Origin of the sequence: Marinobacter sp. AN1 (assembly GCF_026013985.1) — a bacterium.
Classification (GTDB): Bacteria; Pseudomonadota; Gammaproteobacteria; order Pseudomonadales; family Oleiphilaceae; genus Marinobacter; species Marinobacter segnicrescens.
The window spans coordinates 2,516,733-2,543,416 of the sequence record NZ_CP110342.1 but is presented as its reverse complement, the minus strand read 5'-3'; the positions used below and the strand labels follow the sequence as shown (position 1 = coordinate 2,543,416).

General features: G+C 59.4%; 21 protein-coding genes and 1 tRNA gene. 16 read left to right on the top strand and 6 right to left on the bottom strand.

Going from position 1 to position 26,684, the window contains the following annotated elements; all coding sequences use genetic code 11:
• From pheA to pyrF, 9 genes are all read left to right on the top strand, one after another.
• Nucleotides 1-1,098 carry a prephenate dehydratase gene (pheA, locus tag LJ360_RS11700; protein ID WP_264994055.1) on the top strand — a complete coding sequence of 366 codons (1,098 nt, stop codon included), beginning with the start codon at nt 1-3 and terminating at the stop codon, nt 1,096-1,098.
• Nucleotides 1,099-1,154: 56 nt separating this feature from the next.
• On the top strand, nt 1,155-2,276 hold the full coding sequence (gene hisC, locus LJ360_RS11695; RefSeq protein ID WP_264994054.1) for a histidinol-phosphate transaminase: 1,122 nt from the start codon (nt 1,155-1,157) through the stop codon (nt 2,274-2,276).
• The gene (locus LJ360_RS11690) at nt 2,266-4,515 is read left to right on the top strand and encodes a bifunctional prephenate dehydrogenase/3-phosphoshikimate 1-carboxyvinyltransferase (RefSeq protein ID WP_264994053.1); all 2,250 of its coding nucleotides are present in this window, start codon (nt 2,266-2,268) and stop codon (nt 4,513-4,515) included. The genes hisC and LJ360_RS11690 overlap by 11 nt, the downstream gene beginning before the upstream one ends.
• Nucleotides 4,515-5,204 (top strand): (d)CMP kinase, encoded by a 690-nt coding sequence (gene cmk / locus LJ360_RS11685; RefSeq protein ID WP_091848371.1) that lies wholly within the window; start codon nt 4,515-4,517, stop codon nt 5,202-5,204. The genes LJ360_RS11690 and cmk overlap by 1 nt, the downstream gene beginning before the upstream one ends.
• Before the next feature lie 173 nt (nt 5,205-5,377).
• On the top strand, nt 5,378-7,069 hold the full coding sequence (rpsA, locus tag LJ360_RS11680; protein WP_091848370.1) for a 30S ribosomal protein S1: 1,692 nt from the start codon (nt 5,378-5,380) through the stop codon (nt 7,067-7,069).
• Between the two features lie 257 nt (nt 7,070-7,326).
• Complete coding sequence (locus LJ360_RS11675; protein WP_091848369.1) at nt 7,327-7,623, top strand: integration host factor subunit beta; 297 nt, start codon at nt 7,327-7,329, stop codon at nt 7,621-7,623.
• Nucleotides 7,624-7,723: 100 nt separating this feature from the next.
• Nucleotides 7,724-8,026 (top strand): LapA family protein, encoded by a 303-nt coding sequence (locus tag LJ360_RS11670; protein WP_264994052.1) that lies wholly within the window; start codon nt 7,724-7,726, stop codon nt 8,024-8,026.
• A complete protein-coding gene (gene lapB, locus LJ360_RS11665) occupies nt 8,027-9,196 on the top strand; it encodes a lipopolysaccharide assembly protein LapB (protein WP_091848367.1) in 1,170 nt (389 codons plus the stop codon).
• A 79-nt stretch (nt 9,197-9,275) separates the two neighbouring features.
• Nucleotides 9,276-9,980, top strand: a complete 705-nt coding sequence (gene pyrF / locus LJ360_RS11660; RefSeq protein WP_091848366.1) for an orotidine-5'-phosphate decarboxylase — start codon at nt 9,276-9,278, stop codon at nt 9,978-9,980.
• Nucleotides 9,981-10,210: 230 nt separating this feature from the next.
• Here pyrF and LJ360_RS11655 read toward each other — a convergent pair.
• Together LJ360_RS11655 and LJ360_RS11650 are read right to left on the bottom strand one after the other, a co-directional pair.
• A tRNA-Asn gene (locus LJ360_RS11655) sits at nt 10,211-10,286 on the bottom strand.
• Between the two features lie 123 nt (nt 10,287-10,409).
• Nucleotides 10,410-11,594 carry a pyridoxal phosphate-dependent aminotransferase gene (locus LJ360_RS11650; protein WP_264994051.1) on the bottom strand — a complete coding sequence of 395 codons (1,185 nt, stop codon included), beginning with the start codon at nt 11,592-11,594 and terminating at the stop codon, nt 10,410-10,412.
• Nucleotides 11,595-11,737: 143 nt separating this feature from the next.
• Between LJ360_RS11650 and uvrB the strand changes: the two genes are divergently transcribed.
• The 3 genes from uvrB to LJ360_RS11635 all read left to right on the top strand — a co-directional run bounded on the left by uvrB (nt 11,738) and on the right by LJ360_RS11635 (nt 15,765).
• A complete protein-coding gene (uvrB, locus tag LJ360_RS11645; protein WP_264994050.1) occupies nt 11,738-13,768 on the top strand; it encodes an excinuclease ABC subunit UvrB in 2,031 nt (676 codons plus the stop codon).
• A 119-nt stretch (nt 13,769-13,887) separates the two neighbouring features.
• Nucleotides 13,888-14,691, top strand: coding sequence for a flagellar motor protein MotA (locus LJ360_RS11640; RefSeq protein ID WP_245742393.1), 804 nt, complete (start codon nt 13,888-13,890; stop codon nt 14,689-14,691).
• 6 nt (nt 14,692-14,697) lie between these two features.
• A complete protein-coding gene (locus LJ360_RS11635) occupies nt 14,698-15,765 on the top strand; it encodes a peptidoglycan -binding protein (protein ID WP_264994049.1) in 1,068 nt (355 codons plus the stop codon).
• Here the strand turns inward: LJ360_RS11635 and rimI are convergent.
• The gene (rimI, locus tag LJ360_RS11630; protein ID WP_091848362.1) at nt 15,746-16,891 is read right to left on the bottom strand and encodes a ribosomal protein S18-alanine N-acetyltransferase; all 1,146 of its coding nucleotides are present in this window, start codon (nt 16,889-16,891) and stop codon (nt 15,746-15,748) included. The two genes, LJ360_RS11635 and rimI, sit on opposite strands and share 20 nt — an antisense overlap.
• 191 nt (nt 16,892-17,082) lie before the next feature.
• Between rimI and LJ360_RS11625 the strand changes: the two genes are divergently transcribed.
• The gene (locus LJ360_RS11625; protein WP_264994048.1) at nt 17,083-18,579 is read left to right on the top strand and encodes a RimK family protein; all 1,497 of its coding nucleotides are present in this window, start codon (nt 17,083-17,085) and stop codon (nt 18,577-18,579) included.
• A 41-nt stretch (nt 18,580-18,620) separates the two neighbouring features.
• On the opposite strand, the gene LJ360_RS11620 is transcribed toward LJ360_RS11625, so the two are convergent.
• Nucleotides 18,621-19,760 (bottom strand): cation diffusion facilitator family transporter, encoded by a 1,140-nt coding sequence (locus tag LJ360_RS11620; protein WP_264994047.1) that lies wholly within the window; start codon nt 19,758-19,760, stop codon nt 18,621-18,623.
• A gap of 455 nt (nt 19,761-20,215) precedes the next feature.
• On the opposite strand from LJ360_RS11620, the gene LJ360_RS11615 reads away from it, so the two are divergent.
• The gene (locus tag LJ360_RS11615) at nt 20,216-21,250 is read left to right on the top strand and encodes a quinone-dependent dihydroorotate dehydrogenase (RefSeq protein ID WP_264994046.1); all 1,035 of its coding nucleotides are present in this window, start codon (nt 20,216-20,218) and stop codon (nt 21,248-21,250) included.
• 336 nt (nt 21,251-21,586) lie between these two features.
• On the opposite strand, the gene rmf is transcribed toward LJ360_RS11615, so the two are convergent.
• The gene (gene rmf, locus LJ360_RS11610; RefSeq protein ID WP_091848358.1) at nt 21,587-21,799 is read right to left on the bottom strand and encodes a ribosome modulation factor; all 213 of its coding nucleotides are present in this window, start codon (nt 21,797-21,799) and stop codon (nt 21,587-21,589) included.
• 396 nt (nt 21,800-22,195) lie between these two features.
• Between rmf and rlmKL the strand changes: the two genes are divergently transcribed.
• Nucleotides 22,196-24,331, top strand: coding sequence for a bifunctional 23S rRNA (guanine(2069)-N(7))-methyltransferase RlmK/23S rRNA (guanine(2445)-N(2))-methyltransferase RlmL (rlmKL, locus tag LJ360_RS11605; protein ID WP_264996031.1), 2,136 nt, complete (start codon nt 22,196-22,198; stop codon nt 24,329-24,331).
• Nucleotides 24,332-24,334: 3 nt separating this feature from the next.
• Here the strand turns inward: rlmKL and LJ360_RS11600 are convergent, their stop codons facing one another.
• Nucleotides 24,335-24,853, bottom strand: a complete 519-nt coding sequence (locus LJ360_RS11600; RefSeq protein ID WP_264994045.1) for a hypothetical protein — start codon at nt 24,851-24,853, stop codon at nt 24,335-24,337.
• A 534-nt stretch (nt 24,854-25,387) separates the two neighbouring features.
• Here LJ360_RS11600 and LJ360_RS11595 point away from each other — a divergent pair.
• Complete coding sequence (locus tag LJ360_RS11595; protein ID WP_264994044.1) at nt 25,388-26,683, top strand: M18 family aminopeptidase; 1,296 nt, start codon at nt 25,388-25,390, stop codon at nt 26,681-26,683.
• Nucleotide 26,684: the final 1 nt, after the last annotated feature.

Below are 26,684 nucleotides of genomic sequence, written 5' to 3'. Positions count from 1 at the left end.
ATGAGTGACGAGCAGATCCGTCTGGGGGAACTGCGGGACGAGATCGACAGCCTGGATCAGCAGATCATGGACCTGATCAGCGCCCGTGCCCGTTGTGCCCAGGAAGTGGCCCACGTGAAGATGGCCGCCAACCCGGGGGAAGATGTGTTTTTCTATCGTCCGGAGCGGGAAGCCCAGGTACTGCGCAGAATCAAGGAGGCCAACCCGGGACCGCTGGCAGATGAGGAAATGGCCCGGCTGTTCAGGGAGATCATGTCGGCCTGCCTGGCGCTCGAACAGCCCATGCGCATCGCCTTCCTTGGACCGGCCGGAACCTTTACCCAGGCCGCAGCGCTTAAGCACTTCGGGCACTCGGTGATTTCTGTTCCCATGCCCGCAATTGATGCGGTGTTCCGGGAAGTGGAGTCCGGCGCCGCACAGTACGGCGTGGTGCCGGTGGAAAATTCCACCGAGGGTATGATCAATCACACCCTCGACATGTTTATCTCCTCGCCGCTGAAGATCTGCGGAGAGGTACAGCTGCGCATTCACCATCACCTGATGCGCTCCCCGGAAAGCGGCGACCAGCCCCTGAGCCGCATCTATTCCCACCAGCAGTCCTTTGCCCAGTGTCGGCAATGGCTGGATGCCCATCAATATGGCGTCGAACGGGTTACCGTCAGCAGTAACGCGGAAGCCGCCCGCCGGGCAGCCAGTGAGCCGGGCACGGCGGCCATCGCCGGTGATATGGCAGCGGAACTTTACGGTCTGGAGATCATGGCAGGCAAGATCGAGGACCGGCCGGATAACACCACCCGGTTCCTGATCGTGGGTCGTGAATCTGTCGGCCCCAGTGGTCAGGACAAGACATCCATCCTGGTATCCATGCGTAACCGGCCAGGGGCGCTGTATCAATTGCTGGAGCCGTTTCATCGTTCCGGCATCAGCCTGACCCGTATTGAAACCCGTCCTTCTCCCAGCGGCACCTGGGCCTATGTCTTCTATATTGATTTCGAGGGCCACATGGACGACACCAATATCAGTAAATTGCTGGAAGACCTGGAAGAAGACGCCGTTGAACTCAAGCGCCTGGGGTCCTATCCGGCCGGCGTGCTCTGACGGTCAGGAGTGCAGCGGTTGTCTGTCCCGGCGATCAACCAGGAGGTTTTTGGTTTATGTCTATCGACTATCAGTCACTGGCGGTTGAGGGTGTTCGTAGTCTGACGCCTTACCAGCCCGGCAAGCCCATCGAGGAGCTGGCCCGGGAGTATGGCCTGGAGCCGGATGAAATCGTAAAGCTGGCCAGCAACGAGAATCCCCTGGGGCCCAGCCCGGTGGCTATGGAGGCTGCCCGTGAGGCCCTTGAAGAAATGTGCCGTTACCCGGACGGCAATGCCTTTACCCTGAAGCAGGCGCTGGCCCGCTATCTCCAGGTGGCGCCCAGCCAGCTCACCCTGGGTAATGGTTCAAACGATGTGCTGGAAGTCATTGCCCGCTGTTTTGCCGGTCCGGGTGATGAGGTGGTCTATGCCCAGCATGCCTTTGCGGTCTATCCCCTGGTAACCCTTGCCATCGGCGCGAAGGGCGTTGAAGTGTCAGCAAAGGACTGGGGCCATGACTTGCCTGCCATGGCGGATGCCATCTCCGATCGAACCCGGCTTGTCTTTATTGCGAACCCCAATAATCCTACCGGTACTGTGGAGGGTGAAACCGCCATCCGGGCTTTCCTGGACCGGGTGCCTGAGCGGGTGCTGGTGGTGTTGGATGAAGCCTATTGCGAGTACCTCGCGGGTACCGACGATGACGTAGACGGAATCAGCCTGCTGCGCGACTATCCGAACCTGGTGGTTACACGAACCTTCTCAAAGGCCTGGGGGCTGGCGGCTTTGCGGGTAGGCTATGCAGTTTCATCCCCCTCCATTGCCGATATCCTTAACCGCGTCCGCCAGCCGTTCAATGTGGATACCGTTGCCCAGGCAGCGGCCACTGCGGTGCTGGGTGACCTGGAATACCTGGAGCGGTCGAGGGAGGTCAATCGTAAAGGGCTTGAACAATTGACTGCCGGTTTTGCCGATCTGGGCCTGGAGTGGATACCCTCGGCAGGTAACTTCGTGGCGGTGGATGTGGGTGCCAACGCCCAGGAAATATTCCAGGGGCTGCTGGAACAGGGAGTGATAGTCCGACCCGTTGCCGGTTATGGTATGCCTCGCCATCTGAGGGTTTCCGTGGGGCTGGCGGAAGAGAATGAGCGATTCCTTGAGGCCCTGAAGCGGGTACTGGAACGCCGTGAAGCCTGACCTGCAGGCGCAGCCATCAGCTCGCAAACCTCTGTTCAGGCGGGTCGCGGTCATCGGGTTGGGGCTGATCGGTGGATCCCTGGCCCTGGCTGCGAAGCGTTCCGGCCTGGTCGGGGAAATCCTGGCGGCAGATCGCAGCGATGAAGAACTGGCCCTGGGCGTGGAGCTCTGTGTCATCGATGGATACGGCACCGTAAGCGAAATCGTGGCCGGCGCTGACCTGGTCGTGATTGCGGTACCGGTAAGGGCTACGGTAGCTGTGCTTCAGGCCCTTCAGCCTCACCTGGCACCGACCGCCATTCTGACCGACGTGGGCAGTACCAAGGGTAGTTTCGTCAAGGCGGTGCGGGAGGTTTTCGGCGATTTGGGTCCCAGGGTCATTCCTGGCCACCCTATCGCCGGCTCGGAAAAAAGTGGGGTGAGGGCGGCCCGCGGAGACCTGTTTGAAGATCACAAGGTGATCCTTACGCCTCCGGATAACGTTGACGAGGCAGCACTGGAGCAACTGGCCAGGCTCTGGACTGCCTGCGGCGCTACCGTGCTGACCATGGAGGTTAACCGACATGACGAAGTACTCGCCGCCACCAGCCACCTTCCCCACCTGATCGCGTTCTCGCTGGTGGATACCCTGGCCGGCGAAGACCAGAATATGGAGATCTTCCGCTATGCGGCGGGGGGGTTCCGGGATTTTACCCGGATAGCCGCCAGTGACCCGGTCATGTGGCATGACATCTTCCTGTCAAACCGGGAAGCGGTACTGCGGGTGATTGACCATTTCACCGAGGACCTGGCCGGTTTGCGACAGGCCATCGAAGCACAGGATGGCGCCGCGTTACTGCGGGTATTTACACGTGCCAGGGCGGCACGCAATCATTTTTCCAAAATGCTATCAGGACAGGCGTACGTGACAGACATGAGTCAGAAACCCGTGAGGTTCCGGCTGCAGCCGGGTGGCAGTATTAATGGCGATATCCGGGTACCCGGCGACAAATCCATCTCCCATCGGTCGATTATGCTCGGCGCGCTCGCTGAAGGGGTGACTGAGGTTGATGGGTTCCTGGAGGGGGAAGACAGCCTGGCCACCCTGCAGGCCTTCCGGGACATGGGCGTTACCATCGAAGGCCCGGATGACGGCCATGTTCGCATTCACGGGGTCGGTATGGGCGGCCTGCAGGCACCCCGTGGCCCGCTTTACCTGGGCAACTCCGGCACCGCCATGCGCTTGTTCTCCGGTCTGCTCGCAGCACAGCCCTTCGATTCCGAGCTGACAGGTGACGACAGCCTGTCCCGCCGCCCCATGAATCGGGTGGCAGACCCCCTGAGGGCCATGGGTGCAGTCATCGATACCGCTGAAGGCGGCAGGCCGCCCCTGAAGATCCGTGGCGGACGTAAGCTATCCGGTATCCACTATGACATGCCGGTAGCCAGTGCCCAGGTCAAATCCTGTCTGCTGCTGGCTGGCCTGTATGCAGAAGGTATGACGTCGGTGCATGAGCCCGCCCCGACCCGTGACCATACCGAGCGGATGCTGGAAGGTTTTGGCTACCACGTACACCGTGATGCCGCTACCGCCAGTGTTATCGGCGGTGGCAAGTTGACGGCTGGCCATATTGATGTGCCTGCAGACATCTCGTCAGCAGCGTTCTTCCTGGTGGCCGCCAGCATCGCAGAAGGCTCCGACCTGACCCTGCGCCATGTGGGCATGAACCCCACGCGAACCGGGGTCATCAATATCCTGAAGATGATGGGCGCGGATATCGAAGTGTCCAACGAAAGAGAGATCGGTGGTGAGCCCGTTGCTGATCTTCGGGTACGCAGTGCACAGCTGAGCGGCATTGATATACCGGAGGAGCAGGTCCCGCTGGCGATCGATGAGTTCCCGGTCCTGTTCATTGCTGCCGCCTGTGCCGAAGGGCGCACGGTTCTGCGCGGTGCGGAAGAGCTGCGAGTCAAGGAAAGCGACCGTATCCAGGTGATGGCAGACGGTCTCAGGGCCGTTGGGGTGGAAACCACGGTAACGCCTGATGGCATCATCATTGACGGTGGCCAGGCCATTGCCGGGGGAGAGATAGACAGTCATGGTGATCACCGGATTGCCATGTCTTTTGCCGTGGCGTCCCTGTGTGCCACCGGCGAAATCGTAGTCAACGACTGTGCCAACGTGGCGACCTCGTTCCCGGGCTTCGTCGAGCTGGCAACCCGTACGGGTATCCGGATTCAGTCCGAGGAGGGTGAGTGATGCAGGGGGTGGCGGATAACTCGGTGCCCGTGGTTACCGTCGACGGGCCAGGCGGTTCCGGCAAGGGAACGGTGACACAGATGCTGGCGCGCCGGCTCGGCTGGCACCTTCTCGATAGCGGTGCACTTTATCGGCTGACCGCCCTTGCAGCCCGTCGGCAAGGCGTGGACCTGGCAGATGAGGCCGGGCTGGTGGGCGTGGCGGCCGGCCTTGATGTTTCCTTCCAGCCGACACCCGAGGGCGAGCCGGTGCGGGTGTTCCTGCATGGCGATGATGTCACCCGTGAAATCCGTACCGAGGAAACCGGGGACGGTGCCTCCCGGGTGGCGGTGATCCAGGCGGTGCGGGATGCGTTACTGCAGCGCCAGCGGGATTTCCGCCAGGCGCCTGGCCTGGTGGCGGATGGCCGCGACATGGGCACGGTGGTTTTTCCCGATGCGCCGGTCAAGGTCTTCCTTACCGCCAGCGCCGAGGAAAGGGCTCGGCGACGCTACCTTCAGTTGAAGGAAGCGGGTATGGATGTTAATATTCAGAATCTTTTAGACGAGATCCGGGCCCGCGACGACCGTGATATGAATCGTTCGGCGGCCCCGCTTAAACCTGCAGATGATGCGCAAGTCATTGATTCTACGGGTTTAAGTATAGAGGAGGTGCTATCGAAGGTTATGGCTCTTGTGGGTCAGGCCTGACTGCACCTTTTTGCTATTTCTGCTGTATTTTTGAGCAGTTCTGCGGCGGAAATGGTGGTTGAAGGATCCGGCAATGGCGCGAAAGCCAGCCCCTTGCCATAACCGGATTACTACTAATAGACCGTGCTGCTGGCCGCACGGATGAAACTTGCGTTGAACACATAGGACACATAATGAGCGAGAGCTTTGCTGATCTTTTCGAAGAAAGCCTGAAAGAAATTGACATGCAACCGGGTTCCATCGTCCAGGGAACCGTGGTGGATATCGACAACGACTGGGTCACCGTTAACGCCGGACTGAAGTCCGAGGGCGTTATCCCCGCCTCCCAGTTCCTGAATGAAAAAGGCGAGTTGGAAATTGCTGTCGGCGATGTTGTCGATGTAGCTCTCGACGCGGTTGAAGACGGTTTCGGTGAAACCCGTCTGTCCCGCGAAAAGGCCAAGCGTGCCGAAGCCTGGAAGGTACTGGAGAAGTCCTTCGAGGCGGAAGAGGTTGTCAAGGGCATGATCAATGGCAAGGTCAAGGGTGGTTTCACCGTCGACCTGGCTGGCATCCGTGCCTTCCTGCCAGGCTCCCTGGTAGACGTTCGTCCGGTTCGCGACACCGCGCACCTGGAGAACAAGGAACTGGAATTCAAGGTTATCAAGCTGGACCAGAAGCGTAACAACGTGGTGGTTTCCCGCCGCGCCGTTCTGGAAGCCGAGAACAGTGCCGAGCGTGAAGCGCTGCTGGAAACCCTGACCGAGGGCATGACCCTGCAGGGTATCGTCAAGAACCTGACCGACTACGGTGCGTTCGTTGACCTGGGTGGCGTTGACGGCCTGCTGCACATCACTGACATGGCCTGGAAGCGCATCAAGCACCCGAGTGAAATCGTCAACGTGGGTGACGAGATCACCGTCAAGGTCCTGAAGTTTGACCGTGAGCGTAACCGCGTATCCCTGGGTCTGAAGCAGCTGGGCGAAGATCCCTGGGTGGACATCAAGGGTCGCTATCCGGAAGGCAGCAAGGTTACCGCCCGCGTAACCAACCTGACTGACTATGGTTGCTTTGCTGAGCTGGAAGAAGGTGTTGAAGGTCTGGTTCACGTATCTGAAATGGACTGGACCAACAAGAACATCCACCCGTCCAAGGTGGTCCAGGTAGGTGACGAAGTTGGCGTCATGATCCTGGATATTGACGAAGAGCGTCGTCGTATCTCCCTGGGCATCAAGCAGTGCGTACCCAACCCCTGGGAAGAGTTCTCTGCGAACTACAACAAGGGCGACAAGGTTTCCGGCAAGATCAAGTCCATCACCGATTTCGGTATCTTTATCGGTCTGGACGGCGGCATTGACGGCCTGGTGCACCTGTCTGACATCAGCTGGAACGAGACAGGCGAAGAAGCCGTCCGTGAGTACAAGAAGGGTGACGAAGTTGAAACCGTTATCCTGTCTGTTGATCCCGAGCGTGAGCGTATCTCCCTGGGTATCAAGCAGCTGGAAAGCGATCCGTTCGCCGAGTTTGTTCAGCTGAACGACAAGGGCTCCATCGTCAAGGGTACTGTGTCCGCCGTTGACGCCAAGGCAGCCACTATCGCCCTGAACGACGAGGTTGAAGCGGTACTGAAAGCTTCTGAAATCAGCCGTGACAAGGTGGAAGACGCCCGTAACGCGCTGAAGGAAGGCGAAGAAGTCGAGGCCAAGATCATCAGCATCGATCGCAAGAACCGCGTAATCAACCTGTCTGTCAAGTCCAAGGACGTTGAAGACGACAAGCAGGCGCTGGAAAGCGTACGCAGCAAGGCCGCTGAATCTTCTGGTGCGACCACCATTGGTGATCTCATCAAGGAGCAGATGCAGCAGCAGAACGCCAACAAAGAGTGATTCATTCCTCTTGAAGGCAAAAAAACGGGCTCTAAGAGCCCGTTTTTTTGTCTTTTTTCAGTTTTGGCTAAACTAGCAGTGTCCTCGTTGTCTGGATCAGCCGCCGCTCGGGTTAGCTGGAATCTGAAGGACCGGCGCGGACGGGGAGTTGAGTAGCCGAATCCCGGCGTCTGTGCAGTCTGCTTCGCAGTCCCGCGTTGGCAACGTGCACAACGATGGCCAGGGCTTGGTAATAAAAACGAAAAGGGATGGGCCTCATGACAAAGTCTGAACTGGTCGAACTGATTGCTTCGAAACAGACTCAGCTGTCTGTGAAAGACGTGGAACTGGCGGTTAAAACCATTATCGAACACATGTCGCAGTCCCTTGCGGACGGCCAGCGGATCGAGATCCGAGGGTTTGGCAGTTTTTCTCTCCATTATCGTGCAGCGCGTACCGGACGAAATCCGAAGACTGGGGAGGCGGTGCAACTGCCGGCCAAGTATGTGCCACATTTCAAACCGGGCAAGGAATTGCGTGAGCAGGTCAATGACAGCATGAAGAAGGGCTACTGAGCGCTTCCGGATTGATTCTGCTCAGAAAGCCCGGACTCCGCTGCGGGTTACAATGAGCGTCATTGGCAAGTCAATTCCCTATTCCTGGAGCAGGGGTGCTATGGCAGGGTTTCAGAAGATCATCATCCTTCTGGTGGTCATACTGGTAGCTATTATGGTGCTGGTGTTTTCCATGAACAACCAGATGGCGGTATCGCTCAATTTCCTGTTTTTTGAGACCCAGCCTCGCGGGGTCGCCGTCTGGCTGATCCTGGGCTTCGTCTTTGGCATTCTGCTGGGAGTTATACTTACGCTGATGGCGACGGTTCGTGTATCCGTCTCTCGCCGTCAGCTGCGCAAGCGCCTCGATAAGGCTGAAAAAGCCCTGGAGCAGAATAAAACCCCTGAAGACCGGGCTATCTAGATGGATATGCTTTTTCAGTGGCTGCTGCTGACAGCTGCGGTTGCCGCTGGCTGGTTTGTGGGGCGCTATTTCCGGGCTGAGCGCAGTTCGGTCAGGGACATATCCGATGAGTCTTCGGTCCGCGAACGGCTCCAGTTCCTGTTTACCAATTATTCTGACCAGGCTGTCGAAAACTTTGTTCAGTCACTCGCGGTCAACAGGGAGACGGTTGGCCTGCACCTCTCCATCGGTGCGCATTTTCGCAACAAGGGTGAAACCGACCGCGCCATCCTGATTCATCAGAACCTCCTTGCTCGCCCGGAATTGCCCGGGCATTTCTCGCCCCAGGTTACCTTCGAGCTGGCCCGGGACTACCTGGCCGCAGGCCTCCTTGATCGTGCCGAGGCGCTCTTTCACCAGTTAATGGATGATCGGGGTTATGGTGAGCGGGCCGCAGCCGAGCTTATCGAGCTGTACCAGCAGGAAAAGGAGTGGGGCAAGGCCGCCCAGGTTGCCCGCACCCTGATGAAGAGTCGCCTTGATCCTCAACTGGCACGGCAACTGGCGTATATCACCTGTGAGCTTGCAGACGATTGCCTGCATCGGGATGACCGTTGGGGTACCCAGAAACTGGTCAGGGAGGCGCTTTCCATCGATGCTAACTGTGTCCGCGCCAGCTTTATTCTGTCTACCCTGCAGGCCCGTCAGGGGAACTACCGGGAGGCGGCTAATCAGTGCCTGAAAGTGTTCGACCAGAATCCCGAGTTTGGACCCGAGGCCGTGGATCGTTTCATGAAGCTGGAGCGCTCCCATGGTGATGTCGGACGCAATGCGAAAAAACTTCGCAAGCTCTATGAGCAGCATCCCGGAACCAGCCTCCTGCTCGCCCTGGCAGAGGCGGTGGAGCACGTGTCCGGGCGCCAGGCCGCCATTGAGCTGCTGCGTAACGAACTGGAAACCCGTCCCAGCGTCGGGGGGCTTTTAAGGCTGGTAGAGCTGTCGGGCTATGAACGGGGGCTCGCTACCGGTGAAGGCCGCCTGGTCAGTCGGATCGGTCAGCTCATTCTCACCAACCGTCCGGTATATCGTTGTGTCAGCTGTGGGTTCTCCGGTCAACAGCTGCACTGGCTGTGCCCCAGCTGCAAGGAGTGGGAAACCGTACGTCCGATTCAGGGTGTAGAGGCAGAGTAGGGCGTTTTCTGCCATAATCCCCGCCCGATCGCCTCCGGCAAAGCCGGATTCCCCCGTTCGGACACAGGAGTCTCTCCCCATGCAGGATTCACTCGGCCCACGCATCATCGTTGCCCTTGATTTTCCCTCCGAGGCCCCGGCCCTCGCCCTGGTAGATACCCTTGATCCCACCCTGTGCCGCCTGAAAGTCGGCAAGGAGCTGTTTACTCGCTCTGGTCCGGAGCTGGTTCGAAAGCTCCAGGATCGTGGTTTCGATGTGTTTCTGGATCTGAAATTCCACGATATTCCGAACACGACGTCGGCGGCGGTAGCCGCTGCCGCGGAGTTGGGTGTGTGGATGGTCAACGTGCATGCCTCCGGGGGTGAAAAGATGATGGTTGCCTGCCGGGAGCGACTGGAATCCTTTGGGGCGGATCGGCCTTTGTTGATCGCGGTGACGGTACTGACGAGTATGGGTGCTGAGGATCTTGCCGGTATCGGCATTACCGACTCACCGGCGGACCAGGTGAATCGCCTGGCGACGCTGACTCGCAACTGTGGTCTCGATGGGGTGGTGTGCTCGGCCCAGGAGGCGACCGCGCTCAAGCGTGATCAGGGCGCGGAATTCAGACTGGTAACGCCGGGTATCCGGCCGGCTTCCGCTGAGCGGGGTGATCAGCAGCGGGTTATGACGCCTTCTGCGGCCATTGCGGCCGGTAGCGATTACCTTGTGGTTGGGCGGCCGATTACTCAGGCTGCTGATCCTCTGGCTTCCCTGCGGGCCATTGTCGCTGAGATTTCTTGATCTGGCTTCTGTGACTGGCCGTGTAGTCTGATAAGCCGTGCCGGAGGGCTCAGGTCGATACCCTTTTCCGTGGGACGTACTTGCGGGGCGTCTCCCGAAAAACGTTATCGGCCTGCCGCTCCCGGCACCAAATCTGAAGGCTGCCAGGCCCATCATCAAAGTCAGATTCCAGGAGATCTGAGAACGAAAAAAGCCGCGTCTGCAAAACAGAGGCGGCTTTCCGGAATTAGTGGCTCCCCGACCTGGGCTCGAACCAGGGACAAACGGATTAACAGTCCGTTGCTCTACCAACTGAGCTATCGGGGAACAGTCGATGTCGACGAGGCGCGTATATTAAAGAGCCGGTACCCCCTCGTCAACCCTTTCAAAAGACTTTTTGATCCCCGCTGAAGAATCCCTCAGCGGGCACCGAAAGCCAATCGTCAACGCTTATGATAGCGCCTTCTTCAGGCGGGCAACCGCCTCCTTCAGAACATCCATACTGGTGGCGAAGCTCAGCCGCATATGGCCCGGGCAACCGAATGCCGAGCCTGGAACCAGTGCCACGCCGGCGCCCTTGAGCAGAACCTCCGCCATTTCCACATCGTCGGAAACGTTCGGGGTTTTCTCGATGGCGCCCTGGAAGCTCGGGAACACGTAGAAGGTGCCGTCACCCTCCAGGCACTCGACGCCTGGCAGCTCGTTCAGGGCCTTTACCAGGTAATCATGACGTTCCCGGAAAGCTTTCACCATTTCGCCGACACAGGCCTGGTCGCCATCCAGTGCTGCCTGGGCCGCAGCCTGAGAGATGGACGCCGGGTTGGAGGTGCTCTGGGACTGGATTTTCTTCATGGCGCCGATAACCTTGGCAGGCCCTGCGGCGTAACCGATCCGCCAGCCGGTCATGGAGTAAGCCTTGGACACCCCGTTGAGTACGAAGGTGCGGTCGTACAGCTCCGGTGTGGCGTTAAGGATGTTGCAGAAAGGCTTGCCGGTCCACAGGATCGGCTCGTACATGTCGTCGGTGGCGACCATGATGTTCGGGTGCTTCTTCAGCACCTCACCAATGGCCTGCAGCTCTTCCATGGAGTACGCCATACCGCTGGGGTTGGAGGGACTGTTGATAACGAACAGACGGGTGCGGTCGGTAATGGCGTTTTCGAGCTGCTCCGGGGTGATCTTGAACCGGGTGTCAGCGCTGGTTTCAATAATGACCGGCTTGCCTTCCGCCACCAGCACCATGTCCGGGTAGGAAACCCAGTAGGGGGCAGGGATAATGGCTTCGTCGCCGGGGTTCAGTGTGGCAAGTGCCAGGTTGAAAAAGCTCTGCTTGCCACCACTGGATACCAGTACCTGGTTCGGCTCGTAGTCCAGACCGTTGTCCCGCTTGAACTTGGCGATGATCGCTTTCTTCAGCGCGGGAGTACCATCCACTGCAGTGTATTTGGTCTGACCGTTACGTATGGCCTCGATGGCCGCTTCCTTGATGTGGTCAGGGGTATCGAAATCCGGTTCCCCGGCACCCAGGCCGATGATGTCCTGGCCTGCGGCCTTGAGTTCCGCTGCCTTGTTGGTGACAGCGAGGGTTGGGGATGGCTTGATGGCCTGTACACGGGTGGAAAGTTGAAGGTCCAAACTTGCGCTCCTTAAAGATGCGTCTGAGAGGGCTGCAGCGGGCATGTGGCGGCACAGAGCCGTCAACACGGGCTGTTTAACCCGTGGATGTTACCATGAGAGATTCGCAACGATAAGTTTCCCGCAAGGGTGGAGGTAAATCAGTGTCCAGGTTCAGAGTGGATTCTCCCTACAAGCCGGCCGGTGACCAGCCGAAGGCCATCGAGGGCCTGGTGGATGGCATCGAGTCGGGGCTGGCCCACCAGACGCTGCTGGGGGTGACCGGTTCGGGGAAGACCTTCACCATCGCCAACGTCATCGAGCGGGTGCAGCGGCCAACTATTGTCATGGCGCACAACAAGACCCTGGCGGCGCAATTGTATGGGGAGTTCCGGGAATTTTTTCCGGACAATGCGGTTGAGTACTTCGTGTCCTACTACGACTACTACCAGCCTGAGGCCTATGTCCCGTCCTCCGACACGTTTATCGAGAAGGATGCATCGGTGAACGAGCACATTGAGCAGATGCGCCTCTCTGCAACCAAGGCTCTGCTGGAGCGGGAAGATGCGATTATCGTTGCGACGGTATCCTCCATCTACGGCCTGGGTGACCCCCAGTCGTACCTGAAGATGATGTTGCACCTGGACCGGGGCGACCAGGTTGACCAGCGCACCATCCTTCGGCGACTGGCAGAGTTGCAGTACACCCGCAATGATGTGGAATTCCACCGGGCCAACTACCGCGTGCGCGGTGATGTCATCGATGTATTTCCGGCCGAATCCGAGAAAGAGGCCATCCGCACCGAGCTGTTCGACGACGAGGTGGACAACCTCAGCTACTTCGACCCGCTGACGGGGGAAGTGTTAAGGCGTGTGCCGAGGGTAACCATTTACCCCAAGACACACTATGTCACCCCCAGGGAAACGGTGTTGGGTGCTATCGAGCAGATCAAGGTAGAGCTGGATGAACGGCTTAAACAGTTGCGGGACAACAATCGCCTGGTGGAAGCCCAGCGGCTGGAGGAGCGCACCCGCTACGATATCGAAATGATGCTGGAGCTGGGTTATTGCAACGGCATCGAGAACTACAGTCGCTATCTCTCCGGCCGCAATCCCGGAGAAGCGCCGCCCACATTATTCGACTACATTCCGCCCAATGCCCTCTTGGTGGTGGACGAGTCCCACGTGACCATTCCCCAGATTGGTGCGATGTACAAGGGTGACCGCTCCCGCAAGGAAACCCTGGTTGAATATGGTTTCCGCCTGCCGTCGGCGCTGGATAACCGGCCCATGCGATTCGACGAGTGGGAGCGGATTGCGCCCCAGATGATATTCGTGTCGGCCACCCCGGCCAAGTACGAGGAAGAACATGCCGGACAGGTGGTGGAGCAGGTGGTACGCCCCACCGGTCTGCTGGACCCCGAGATCGAGGTACGCCCTGCCTCCACCCAGGTGGACGACCTGCTCGGGGAGATCCGCGAACGGGTAGCCGTTAACGAACGGGTGCTGGTTACCACCCTTACCAAGCGCATGGCGGAAGATCTCACTGACTTCCTGATGGAGCATGACGTGCGGGTACGTTACCTGCACTCGGATATCGACACGGTAGAGCGCGTGGAGATCATCCGTGACCTGAGACGGGGTGAGTTTGATGTGCTGGTGGGTATCAACCTGTTGCGGGAAGGGCTGGATATGCCAGAGGTTTCCCTGGTCACTATCCTGGATGCCGACAAGGAGGGCTTCCTGCGGTCGGAGCGGTCGCTGATCCAGACCATCGGCCGGGCGGCACGGAACGTTCATGGCAAGGCCATTCTCTATGGTGATGTGATCACCGGGTCCATGCAGAAGGCTATCGACGAAACCGAGCGTCGCCGGGCGAAGCAGGCGGCGTTTAACGAGGAGCACGGTATTACCCCGCAGGGCCTCAACAAGAAGATCGCCGATATCATGGAGGGCGCCGCCGGAGGCGGTGGACGTGGTCGCCGCAGGGCCGAACGGCCGGGTCAGAAGGCCGCCGAGGAGGCCGAGAAATACCAGGTGAAGGCCAAGGGCAAATCACCGGAGGAGCTGCTCAGGGAGATTACCCGGCTGGAGGACGACATGTACAAGGCGGCTTCAGACCTGGACTTCGAGACTGCGGCGCGTATCCGTGACGAGATCTCGGAGCTGAAGGAGGCGGCCGTTCGTCTGGGTTGAGATTGACGTCGCGCCGGATGGCCGTTATAGGCCTTGCATTCCCGGGGGCGGCTTGCCAGTCTTAGGAAGCATGCGCAGTCGCGCACCCGGCTCATCCACCTTTCACGCGGTATTCCTGCATGAGTAACCTGAAGCACACGCTTTTCTGGATGTCCCTTTTCCTGGCCATTGTGGTGGCAGTATGCGCGGCAATCTACCGGCCGCTGCAGACAGCCTTCATGGCGAACTGGGTATTCAACCTGCTGATCCTCCTCGTTCTCCTTGTCGGTATTGTGCTCACTTATCGCCAGGTGCTCGTGTTGTTCCCCGAGCTGCGCTGGGTAGCCCAGTTTCGGACCGGGCATTCCGGGCTCTCCGTGCTCCAGGAGCCTCGCTTGCTGAAGCCACTGGCCCGGCAGTTGGGAGAAGACACCAAGCGCGACCAGTTCCGCTTGTCCACCCTGTCCCTGCGGACGGTGCTCGATGGCATCCACAGCCGGATGGACGAGCAGCGGGAAATTACCCGGTATTTCATCAGCCTGTTGGTCTTTCTCGGCCTGCTTGGTACCTTCTGGGGCCTGCTTGGCACGATTAACGCGGTTGGAGCGGTGATTGGCGACCTCAATATGGATCAGGGCGATTTTGGTGCCGTGTTTGCAAACCTCCAGGGTGGTTTGCAGGAGCCACTCAAAGGCATGGGGACCGCGTTCAGTTCCTCGCTGCTGGGTCTTGGAGGCTCCCTCATCCTGGGGTTCCTTGATATCCAGGCCGGGCATGCCCAGAACCGGTTTTACGACAACCTGGAAGAGTGGCTTACCGGGGTGACCGACCTGGTGGGTGGTGTCGACAGCATGGAGGCCCAGCCGGCCCGGGCGTCTGATGACCTGGAGCGACTGGCCGTCGAAAACCAGCGGCTCAGAGACCAGTTGGCGGACCGGGAGTAAGCGCCCATGATCGGCTATCGACGCCGCAACCGCAGTGCGGTCAATATCTGGCCGGGCTTTGTTGACGCCCTCTCGGCCCTGCTGATGCTGGTTATCTTCATGTTGCTGGTGTATGTGGTCAGCCAGCTTTACCTCTCCCAGACCCTGTCTGACCGGGACACGGAGTTGGCCCGCCTCAACAGCCGCTTGCAGGAAATTTCTGCGTTACTGGGCCTGGAACAGGGCCGAACCGAGGCACTTGAGCGGGAGATGCAGCGGGTCCAGGACCAGCTCGGGGCGTCACTGGCCCTGAATGATGAACTGGAAGTGGAGCTGGAAGAGGCCCGGGACGAGTCGCTGGGGCGTCTCAATGATATCGAGGCCCAGTCCATGCAGATCGCAGAGCTGGAGGATTCAGTGGCCCAGGCCCGTGAACAGCTTGACGAGAAGGAGCTGCTTTCGGCCACCCAGCGGGCCATGTTGCAGCAGCTGTCCAACCGTATTGGCCAACTACAGGCCCAGTTACAGCAGATCGCCACTGCACTGGAGATGCAGGAGGTTGAGACGGCTGAGAAAGAGGCGGAATTGCAGGAAGTCAGCCAGCGGCTGAATACCCTGCTGGCGGAGCGGGTCAACCAGTTGCAGCGTTACCAGTCTGAATTCTTCGGGCGCCTGCGGGAAATCCTGCAGGATAATGAGAACATCCGGGTGGTGGGTGACCGCTTCCTGTTGCCCTCGGAGCTGCTGTTTGGCTCCGGTTCGGCAGACCTGGGGCCATCCGGCCGGGCTGAGCTGGACAAGCTGGCAAACGTGCTGCTCGACGTGGCTGGGCGCATACCAGACGATATCGACTGGATTCTTCGAATTGATGGCCATACCGACCGGATTCCCATCAATACCGCAGAGTTTCCCTCCAACTGGGAGCTGTCCACGGCCAGGGCGGTGGCGGTTGTGCGCTACCTGGCGGACAAGGGCGTGCCGGAGGGTCGCATGGCCGCCGCTGGTTTCGGTGAATTCTTCCCGGTGGCGGAAGGCCGTACCGAAGAGGCTCTCCGCCAGAACCGGCGCATCGAGATCAAGCTGACGTCCCGCTGATGCGGGCATCGCCGGTGCGTTTGGGGCCGACGATGACTGCCGCTTGCAGGGGCTGGTTACGCCCGTACCGGGACATGCGGTCGAAGATCCGGCGGTCAACAGGCAGATACTGGTTGTCAGCGATGGTTTCGCCTTCCTCGACGTCCACTTCCGGGTCATGGAGATAGACGAACTGCTCGTCGACGGCGCAGACGGTTACCCAGTGGGGCACCCGGCTGCGGTTCAGTTGCCAGGTGCTGATCAGTATCACCGGTACCTGGCCTTCTCGCAGGGCCCGTTCGATTTCTTCAAGGGTCAGGGGGTCGTGGTGCAGCTCGATACCGGTCTGACCGATGTCGTGCAGGAAACCCTCATGGACCAGCTCCAGAACCCGTTTCTTGTCATCATTGCGCACCGTTTCCCGGAACAGGGGGCCTTCCTGGCTGATCCATGCCGTGGCGTTGTAACCGCGATTCCAGGCGGCCAGGGCCAGGCCGTGGGGGCCACAACCGCCGTGCCCGGCGAGCATGAAGATGGTAGTGGCCTCCCGCCAGATGCGAAGCTCTTCCAGGGTAGTCAGGGATTGGTCATGGGCTACCGCCGCCATCGCCATCAACAGTGATGCGGGGCCACAGGTAAAGTCCGTGGTCTGGGGGTAGTAGGGTACCTCCGGGAATTCTGCAGACGGCTCATAGAACAGGATTCGTCTCTCAAACCGCAGCGCATCGCCGTGATCCTCGTAGTAATCCCGCAGCGTGCCGAACTGACGATAGCCCAGGCGCTCATACAGTGCGATCGCGCCATGGTTATCGGTGCGCACTTCCAGGCGCATCAGAATACGCCCGACGTCAGCAGCCTGTCGCTCCGATTCCCGCACCAGGGCTTCGCCCAGACCCTCGCCGCGTCGTTCCGGGGCCACCGCAATGGAATAGATCCTGGCCAGGCGGGTGTTGGCTTTCATCAATACCAGGCTGTAGCCGGCCAGCTCTCCTCCCTGTTCCGCCAGGACCAGGCGATCACGGGGCATATCGATAAAGCGGCGGAAACTGCGGCGGGAAATACGATCGTCCCGGAAACACCGGTTTTCCAGCGCGACGAGGGCATCGATATCGGCCAGTGAGGCGTTACGGAAAGTAGTCCTGGTCATAGTGACAGCCGCCAGCAGAGGGTGGAAACGCCGCTATTATGGGTGACAGGGCTCGTACCGGATAGCGCCCTGTCATGCGTAAAAGCACGCATCCGGTGACGATTGCCGAAACCGGTTACTGGTACTACTGTAGCCAACATTGCGTTCACGGGTGAACGCCTTTGCCTGTGCTGGCCGGGAGGCCTCTTCTGATGTCACGATTGCTGCTTGTAGTGGACCATGCCAGGGACTGGGCGCCGTACTATCCCAGTGAGGATCTGCTGACCTTCGATCAGTACCTGCAGTTTTCAGCGCCGGCACACAGCCGGGTACGGGTCATCAACCTCTGCCAGAGTGCCCGCTACCTGAGTCAGGGGTACTACTGTTCCCTGCTGGCAGAGGCCCGGGGCCACCACGTGGTGCCCTCGGTCATGACCCTGAATGACCTGGGGCGCAAGGGTTTGTTCTCGCTGCAACTGGAAGAGTTGGATCCCTCAGTGATCCAGTGGCTGGACCAGGCAGCGAGGGATGAGGTGCCGGACAGCAAGGGTGGCCGTAATGTAAGGGTGCGCACCTTCTTTGGCCAGGCCGAGGTGCCCGATCTCAAGCCAGTGGCGCGGGCCCTTTTTGAACGTTTTCCATGCCCGATCCTTGAAGTGTCCTTCCGGCACCGCAAAGGCAAGGGTTGGCAGATTGATGCCATGAAGCCGGGTGCCCCGGCGGACCTGACGGAAGCCCAGCAGGATGCCTTCGCCGCAGCCCTGGACCGGTTCAGTAGTATCGTCTGGCGCAAGCCCCGCACCCGCAGGCGATACCGTTTCGACCTGGCGATGCTGGTCAACCCGGAAGAAGACATGCCCCCCAGTGACGAAGTGGCCCTGGGCCGCTTCGAGAAGGCCGGGCGCAAGCTGGGTATCAATGTGGAGCGAATCACCCGCCGGGATTACATGCGCCTGCCGGAGTACGACGGGCTGTTTATCCGGGAGACCACGGCCATTGACCACCACACCTATCGTTTTGCCCGCAAGGCGGAGGCAGAAGGCCTGGTGGTGATTGACGATCCGGTTTCCATCCTGCGCTGTACCAACAAAGTGTTCCTGGCGGACCTGCTGAAAACCAACAAGGTTCCTACGCCACGAACGCTGATCCTGTCAAAGGACCAGAAAAACGCAGCGAGCCAGGTGATTGAGCAGCTGGGCTTGCCGGTGGTGGTCAAGATCCCGGACGGGGCGTTTTCAAAAGGGGTACTCAAAGCCCGGGACGAGAAAGAGCTGAGGGAAGCGCTGAAGACCCTGTTCCGCCAGTCCGCACTGGTGCTGGCCCAGGAATACCTCTACACCGACTACGACTGGCGTATCGGGGTACTCGGAGGGCGGGCCATCTACGCCTGCAAGTATTTCATGGTCAAGGGGCACTGGCAGATCTACCAGCACGGGGAAGCCAAGCAGGTGGACAGCGGCGACTTTGATACCTTGCCCACCTACGAAGTCCCCAGGAACGTGGTCCAGGCTGCCCTGAACGCAACCCGGCTGATCGGCAATGGCCTCTATGGCGTAGACATCAAGCAATCCGGGAACCGGGTGGCGGTGATCGAGGTGAACGACAACCCCAGCATAGACTCCGATGTGGAAGACAGGTTCCTTGGGGGAGAACTCTACACGCTTGTCATGCAGGAATTTCTCTCCCGCATGGAGGCCAAGCGCCGGTAGGCCGCCGTAGTTGGGATCGTTTCCCCGATAGTGGGCCGGATTCAGCCTGGCTGCCAGACTCTCAGGCTGCCCAGCCAGGCGGGGGAGTCAAGCCTTGCCATCACAGTGTCCCCAGAAAGGGGGTGTGGCGGGGATTCGTCGAGGAAAAGCTCTACGTGTACCTGATTGCCAAGATAGTGCAGGCGCAGGTGGTGCCGGGTTTTGTCCAGTTCCGGAACCTGCCCGCGTAACCACTCGCGGATCGACTTGCGAGACGGCAGTTCGGGGTTGGTAATGATGCCTTGCTGGTCATTCTCGGCGTCAATATGGAAATTGATGTCGCGGATCTCAGGCAGGGTTTCGCGCATGCGCCGGATGACCTGCATGCCCACCTGGTGGCCTTCTGACACGCTGATTTCCGGCTTTACCACAAGGTGTACATCCACCAGGATATCGCTGCCCATGCGCCGGCTGCGCAGGTCATGGACATTCCGTACTCCCTCCGTTTCCATGGCCGCAGAGCGCAGGCGCTGGGTGTCTTGGTCAGATAGGCCGGTATCCAACAGCTCCCTGACGCTGCTCCAGGTAAACTGCCAGCCAACATGGGCAATAATGATCGCAATGATGATAGCTGCCAGGGCGTCAAGCCAGGGGAAGCCGGCCATGGCACCTATGGCGCCCACCAGTACGACGACCGACGAAAAGGCGTCGGTACGGCTATGCCAGGCATTGGCGACAATCAGGTCCGAGCGTATTTCTTCACCCACTTTACGGGTGTAGCGGAAGATCCATTCCTTGCCGAGAATCGACAGGGCTGCAATCACCAGTACGGGCCAGCCAGGAATCGCCAGTTCATTGGACGTGAGTACCCGCCACAGGTTGTCCCAGGCGAGGGCGCCGCCAATCGCGATCAGGAAGCTGCCCAGGATCATCGTGCCAAGGGTTTCGAAACGCTGGTGCCCATAAGGGTGGTCCGCGTCTGGCCCCCTCCTGGAGAGCTTCATGACCACAAGGACGACCAGGTCGGATGCCACATCGGTGAAAGAGTGGATGCCGTCCACAAACAATGCCTGGGAGTTGAACAGCAGCCCTACGATACATTTAAGGAGACCAAGCACGGCATCCAGTATCATCCCGATGACGGTCACCCGGGAGGCGGCGCGGTACTCTCCGTCCAGGCGATGCTGGTGGCTGGCAGACATGTCAACTCCTGTAAAATGGACTTGCTTTTGAGATCTGCGTCACAGAACTGTGTTCGTTTTATGCACAAGAACCGTGTACGGATATTCGATTGCTAAAGCGTAGCGTAAAGCCTGAATCAATGCGTTGACTAATATAAAATCATGAAAATAAGAGAAAAAATAACTGGTTAAAAAATGATCAATTTGCAGGGGGCGGCTTGAGGCAAGGGATCAGCCCGGTTGAAAGGCGATTTTCAACAGAGTTATCCACAGAATTCGTGGAAAAGGTCACAAGACCTTAACCAGACAGTCATTTAGAGGTCATCGCGATGCAACAGAAGCCACTGTGGAAAACTTCCGCTATACTCGCTGCCCGTTCACAAGGCGCGAAATAATACCAGAAGATTTCACAAGGTCACGTTGTTTTGCCGGTTTTCTGACCAGCGCCGTAGTCGCGATATCAACCAGGGTCTTCTATGTATACGTTGCTTCGCAGGATTTTGTTCACCTTGCCTCCAGAAACCGCTCACCGGGTTGCGCTGGCCGGCCTGGATGTGGCCGCGGCCAGCGGCCTGCTGAAGGCCCTGATCCCGCCGCCGGCCAACCTGCCTGTCAAGGTTATGGGGCTGGACTTTCCCAACCCGGTGGGGCTGGCGGCGGGGCTGGACAAGAACGCAGACCACCTGCTGGGGCTGGGTGCCCTGGGCTTCGGTTTCATTGAAGTGGGGACCGTCACGCCACAGCCGCAACCAGGAAACCCGTCTCCCCGTATGTTCCGCCTGCCGGAGCACCATGCAATTATCAATCGCATGGGCTTCAATAATGAGGGCCTCGATCACCTGGTAGCCCGGGTGGCCAAGCGCCGCTATGCCGGTGTGCTCGGAATCAACGTAGGCAAGAACAAGGACACGCCTGCCGAGGAGGCTGAGTCGGATTACCGAAAGGGTATTGCCGCTGTCTACGATTACGCCGATTACATTACGGTCAATGTCTCTTCTCCCAACACACCGGGATTACGCGACCTCCAGTTTGGCGACTCCCTCAGGCAGTTACTGACGGCAATAAAGGAAGAACAGGGGATCCAGCACCAGGCAACCGGCCGCTACGTTCCTCTGGCGGTAAAGATCGCTCCGGATATGGACGACGAGGAAATCCGGTTTGTGGCGAATGCATTGCTCGAGGCGGGAATTGATGGTGTTGTGGCCACCAATACCACCATCAGCCGAGAGGCGGTGAAAGGGCACCGGCATGCAGGCGAGGCGGGGGGCCTGAGTGGTGACCCGGTTCGTGAACCTTCCTTGCGAGTGATCCGGGGGCTGTATCAGGTTCTCGGCGATGAGATCCCTATTATTGGTGTTGGCGGTATCCGGGATGGTGCGAGTGCTGCGGAGAAGATCCGCGCGGGTGCGCGCCTGGTCCAGGTGTATACAGGCTTTATCTACCGCGGACCGGCATTGGTGAGGGAGTCGGTGGAGGCGATCCGGGCATTGAAGGCGGGTCATCAGGCGTAGCGAGGCAGAGTCTGACGGGCGCACAAAATAAAGGGCCCGCTGAGCGGGCCCGTGCGGGGAATAAACCCCGTGGCGACATGGTTATGTCTGGTTCGGGTCGGGTGGACCCGATTTCAGGTTCCGGCAGTTGATGGAGGGGAGCCGGTGCGCCCCTGCAGAAAACCAGATTGTCAGTTTGTATGGTCCGTCAGTGTGACGACGCCTTGATTTCGTTCTGTGTTATGTGTCCGCCTGAAAGCGGTAAGTCTCTGGTCGTACTTTCACTAAAGTACTGAAAAAACATCCGTCAGAGACATTCTTCCAGCCCGGAGCACGCGGGGTTGTCCAGGGTGACCGTCAGGTCGTGCCGTTGACGGCAAGCCTGTGAATGCCGGAAACGCCGGTCATACCCTCCCAGTTATCGGTGCGTCCTTCCCGCCACCCGTTCAGCCATTCCTGCCTTATTTCTGGCTGGTCCAACGGGCAGGTGTCCTTGGATTTACCGGACACGCCGGCCTGGTATCCCCGCTTGAATGCGCGAGCGTACATGTCTCTTTTCTGTCTTTTCATGCCGTTCCTCACCTACATGGATTTACAGAACAAGCGTGTACACGTCTGCCAGTGTGCGATGAAAGAAACCCTTGAAAAACAAGACCCTCAAGGTCCCGGGTTACTTTCTGACAAGGCAGTCAGGATCCTGAATCAGGGAGGCCACCTGGCACTCCCCTTTATTTGACGCGTCTATGACACCCTATGATGAATCTGGTGGCGGAGTACAGTACTTATTTCATCTATGTGACCGCACCTTTATGTTTATGTGAAATAACCAGGGTCGGTTACCATGCGCTACCCTGACTCTTTGACACCCAATCCCCACACCGGCGTCCCGCAAACCAGGGGCGAGGTGCTGATCCGGAGGTTCCAGTGACCGAGCAATACGAATTTTTTGTGACCTGTCCCAGAGGCATGGACAACCTGCTGCAGGCGGAGCTGGCCTCGTTCGGATTGGAACCCCTGAAGACGGCACCTGCCGGCGTATGGGTTCGGGGCGGGCTCGCCGAAGGTTACCGTGCCTGTCTCTGGTCCCGGCTGGCTAACCGGGTGCTGTTGCACCTGGCAACGGTGGATGCCCGCACCAACGAATCCCTTTACCAGGGTGTCCATGAGATACCCTGGGAAGCCCACCTGGCGGTAACCGGCAAGTTTCGTGTGGTGTTTACCGGGACCAACGAGCTCATCCGTAACACGCAATATGGCGCCCAGAAAGTAAAGGATGCGGTTGTTGACCGGCTCCGGGGGAAGGGCACGGTGCGTCCCAGCGTGGACGCAAAGGATCCGGACATTACCGTGTCAGCTCGCCTGCACCGGGGAGAGCTGGACATTGCTGTTGACCTGAGTGGCGATAGCCTGCACATGCGGGGCTATCGCACAGAGAAGGGGATCGCCCCGATAAGGGAGAACCTCGCGGCAGCGCTGCTGATGCGTGCAGGCTGGCCGGACATTGCCGCAGAGGGTGGGGACTTCATTGATCCCATGTGCGGTTCCGGAACGCTGGTGATCGAGGCGGCCATGATGGCCCTGGACCAGGCGCCGGGAAGGCTGCGCAAGACCTTCGGCTTTGAGCGTTGGCTGGGCCATAAGCCGGAAACCTGGATGGAGTTGCGCCAGGAGGCGGAACGCCGGGCCTGGGAGGGCAAGCAGGGCCGGATACCCCGTTTTGTCGGCTACGACCGGGACAGCCGGGTGATTGCCACCGCCTGGCGTAACATTGCCCGGGCAGGGCTGGACGGTATCATCCACGTGGAGGCAAGGGCGGTGGCAGACTTCCACCGGGACGGACAGTGGGCATCTGAGGGCCTGGCCCTGGTCAACCCGCCCTATGGTGAGCGCCTCAGTGAACGGCGCGAGCTGGGAAGCCTTTACCAGGCCCTGGGAGAAGCCGTCCGTGAACACTTGCCTGGCTGGCGTCTGGGGGTCTTCACCGGTGCCCCTGAGCTGGGGCACTCCCTTGGCCTGCGGAGCCATAAACAGTACCGGTTCTTTAATGGCAAGATACCCGCCCAGCTGCTGTTGTTCGATATTAACGAGGGCAATATCGTCCGTCCGCGGGATGTCACAGCGCCGGGAGAGATCCGCGCGAAGATCAGCCACCCCGAGCGGGCGCAGATGCTCGCCAACCGTCTGAAGAAAAACCTGAAAGCCCTTGGCCAGTGGGCCCGCAAGCAGAATATCCAGTGCTATCGCCTGTACGATGCGGATATGCCGGAATTTTCCATGGCGATCGATATCTACGGCGACCGGGTTCATGTGCAGGAGTACGCCGCCCCGAAATCGGTAGACGAGAAAAGTGCCAGGGAGCGGCTGGCGGAAGCGCTGGCGGTCATACCCGAAGCACTGGGTGTATCTCCGGAACAGGTGGTGTGCAAACAGCGCCAGCGCCAGACCGGAACCCGCCAGTACGAAAAGCAGGACGCTACCGGCGAGTTCATGGAAGTGGACGAGCTTGGCAGTCGCCTGAAGGTCAATCTGAGGGACTACCTGGATACCGGCCTGTTCCTGGATCATCGCCCGGTACGACGCTGGATTCGTGACCATGCCCGCAACAGGCGATTCCTCAACCTGTTCTGCTACACCGGTGCTGCCACGGTGCAGGCGGTGGCTGGGGGCGCCAGCCGGTCACTGAGCCTGGATATGTCCAACACCTATGTGGATTGGGCCCGGGACAATCTGGCGCTCAATGGCGCAGATCCGAAGAAACACGTGGTTGAGCAGGCGGATTGTCTGAAATGGCTGGCGGACAAGCCGGCGGCGGATCAGCGTTTCGACCTGATTTTCATGGACCCGCCGACCTTCTCGAACTCTGCCCGTATGCAGGGGGTTCTCGATATCCAGCGGGACCACGGCAAACTGATCCACCAGGCCATGTCCCGGCTGACGGCCGACGGCGTGCTGATCTTCTCCAACAATTTCCGGCGTTTCCGGCTGGATGAGGGCCTGGACGAGCTGTTCGAGGTGGAGGATGTGACCCCGGCCACCCTGGACCGGGACTTCCAGAGGAATCCCCGGATCCATCAGTGCTGGCATATCCGTCACAAGGTGTGATGGTCACCACTCATCGTTATGGTGGTCTGCGTCCGGAGCCTCGATAAGGCCTTCCTGACGGGCGAGCAGGAGCAGGGCGTAGACGCCGTTTTCCGGCAGTTGGGGCTCCAGGCCCTGTTCGAACATGAGGTCCCGCCGGTGGTCTTCGAGGGCATCCCGGTCCAGGCCCGGTATCAGGTCGTCCAATGGTGCCAGCTCGAAGGGCACGGGCATGGCGACGGCGTCGAAGATCAGGTCGATCAGGGTTTCGTCCGGGTCGAGGCCGTCGGTGTAGACCTGCTGGTCGGGCAGGTCTTCGTGGAGTGCCCGGGCCAGTTCGATGAGGGGGACGCCCTGTTCCCGCAGGTACCGGAGTTCGTCTTCGGCCAGTTCGGCATCCTGGGGCAGCCAGCTTTCGTCCGGTTCGATGACGACGGTTTTCATTCGGCCATCGGCGAGGCTCCAGGCGATGGCGGTGGGGAAGAAGAGGTCGTCGTTCTGGAAGTATTCGATGTCCAGAAAGTGGGGGATGCCCTGCGGCATATTGGCTCCTAAGTATTCGATGATCAGCGACTGCAAGCTAACAGTCTACCCGAGAAGTAAGGCACGGTGTTGGGGGGAGGTTTCCAGGACCGTCGAAAACAGGGATGTTTTCGTCGAGCTTACAGAGATGTATTCACAGCGTGTCCTGGAAACCTCCCCCCAATGGCGGGCCGTCAGGGTAGCACCGTATTCGAGTTCTAGACTATGTAGGCCTGGGAGTGCGTGCCAGGGGCCAGGGAGCGGTATAATTTTCCGGGACACGCCGTGGATCCGTCCATGGAGGCTCTTCAAAAACGTCCCTGTTTTTGAAGGTCCCGGAAAATCATCCCCCACCCTGTCCCTCCAACAGAGGGGTGGCCTCTAATTCAGAATAAGCTTTAAAGCTGAAAACCAACTTAGTGTTCGCCGAACATTTTGCCCACTGATCACCTGCAGCTCGAGTGTGGCTGTAAGCTTAACCCCTCAGTAGAGTACACCCCGGTCCCCATGCGATACTCCCTTCAACTGAATTCCCGTGCGAGTCTTTGAGAACCTATGGAACACACCAGCTTTAACCAGAAACTGCTCGAATTCCTTTCCGCTTCACCAACCCCCTGGCACGCAACCCGCAACATGGCCCAAACCCTGGACAAGGCCGGGTTCCAGGTCCTGGATGAACGGGAGGAGTGGAACCTGCAGCAAGGTCAGGGTTACTACGTCATCCGAAACGGCTCATCCATTGTTGCCTTCCGGACCGGTAAGCGGTCGCCGCTGGAGGCGGGTGTCCGTATGGTCGGTGCGCATACCGACAGCCCCTGCCTGAAGGTCAAGCCCAACCCCGAACTGCGTCGTAAAGGGTTCTACCAGTTAGGGGTGGAAGTCTACGGTGGTGTACTGCTCAACCCCTGGTTTGACCGGGATCTGTCACTGGCGGGGCGGGTAACCTTGCTGGACGGGCAGGGCCGGGTTCAGGACCGGTTGGTGGATTTCCGGCGGCCGGTGGCGTTTATTCCCAGCCTGGCGATTCACCTGGACCGGGACGCCAACAGCAGTCGTTCCATCAATGCCCAGACGGATCTGCCCCCGGTGCTAATGCAGGCTCCAGATGATGACAAGACGGCGTTCAACGACCTGCTCGAGGCGCAGGTACTCAAGGAGTACCCGGAGCAGTCCATCGGCAAGGTGCTGGGTTATGAGTTGAGTTTCTACGATGCCCAGCCGGCCAGTTTGTCCGGCCTCCGGGACGAGTTTATTACCTCTGCGCGGCTGGATAACCTGCTCAGTTGCTACATTGGCCTGCAGTCGCTGCTGGATTCAACCGGTGATGAGCCGGCACTGCTGGTATGTAACGACCATGAAGAAGTGGGCAGTATGTCCGCAGAAGGGGCTCAGGGGCCGTTCCTGTCGTCGGTGCTGGACCGCTGGTGCGGTGCGGAGAACCGTAGCCGGGTGATCGCCCGTTCCATGATGATCTCTGCTGACAACGCCCACGGCGTGCACCCTAACTACAGTGACCGGCATGACGAAAACCATGGTCCGTTGCTGAACCAGGGGCCGGTGATCAAGGTAAACCACAACCAGCGCTACGCCACCAACAGCCGATCAGCGGCCCTCTACCGGCATATCAGTGACGAGCTGGGCCTGCCGCACCAGACGTTTGTGGTGCGCAGTGACATGGGCTGTGGCAGCACCATCGGACCTATTACGGCGGGTAACCTTGGGGTGACCACCCTGGATATCGGTGTGCCCCAGCTGGGCATGCACTCGATCCGTGAACTTTGTGGCACCCGGGATGGCTATACCCTGTACCAGGTGCTCAGGGAGTTTATGGGGTGGCCAGAGGTTAACTGAC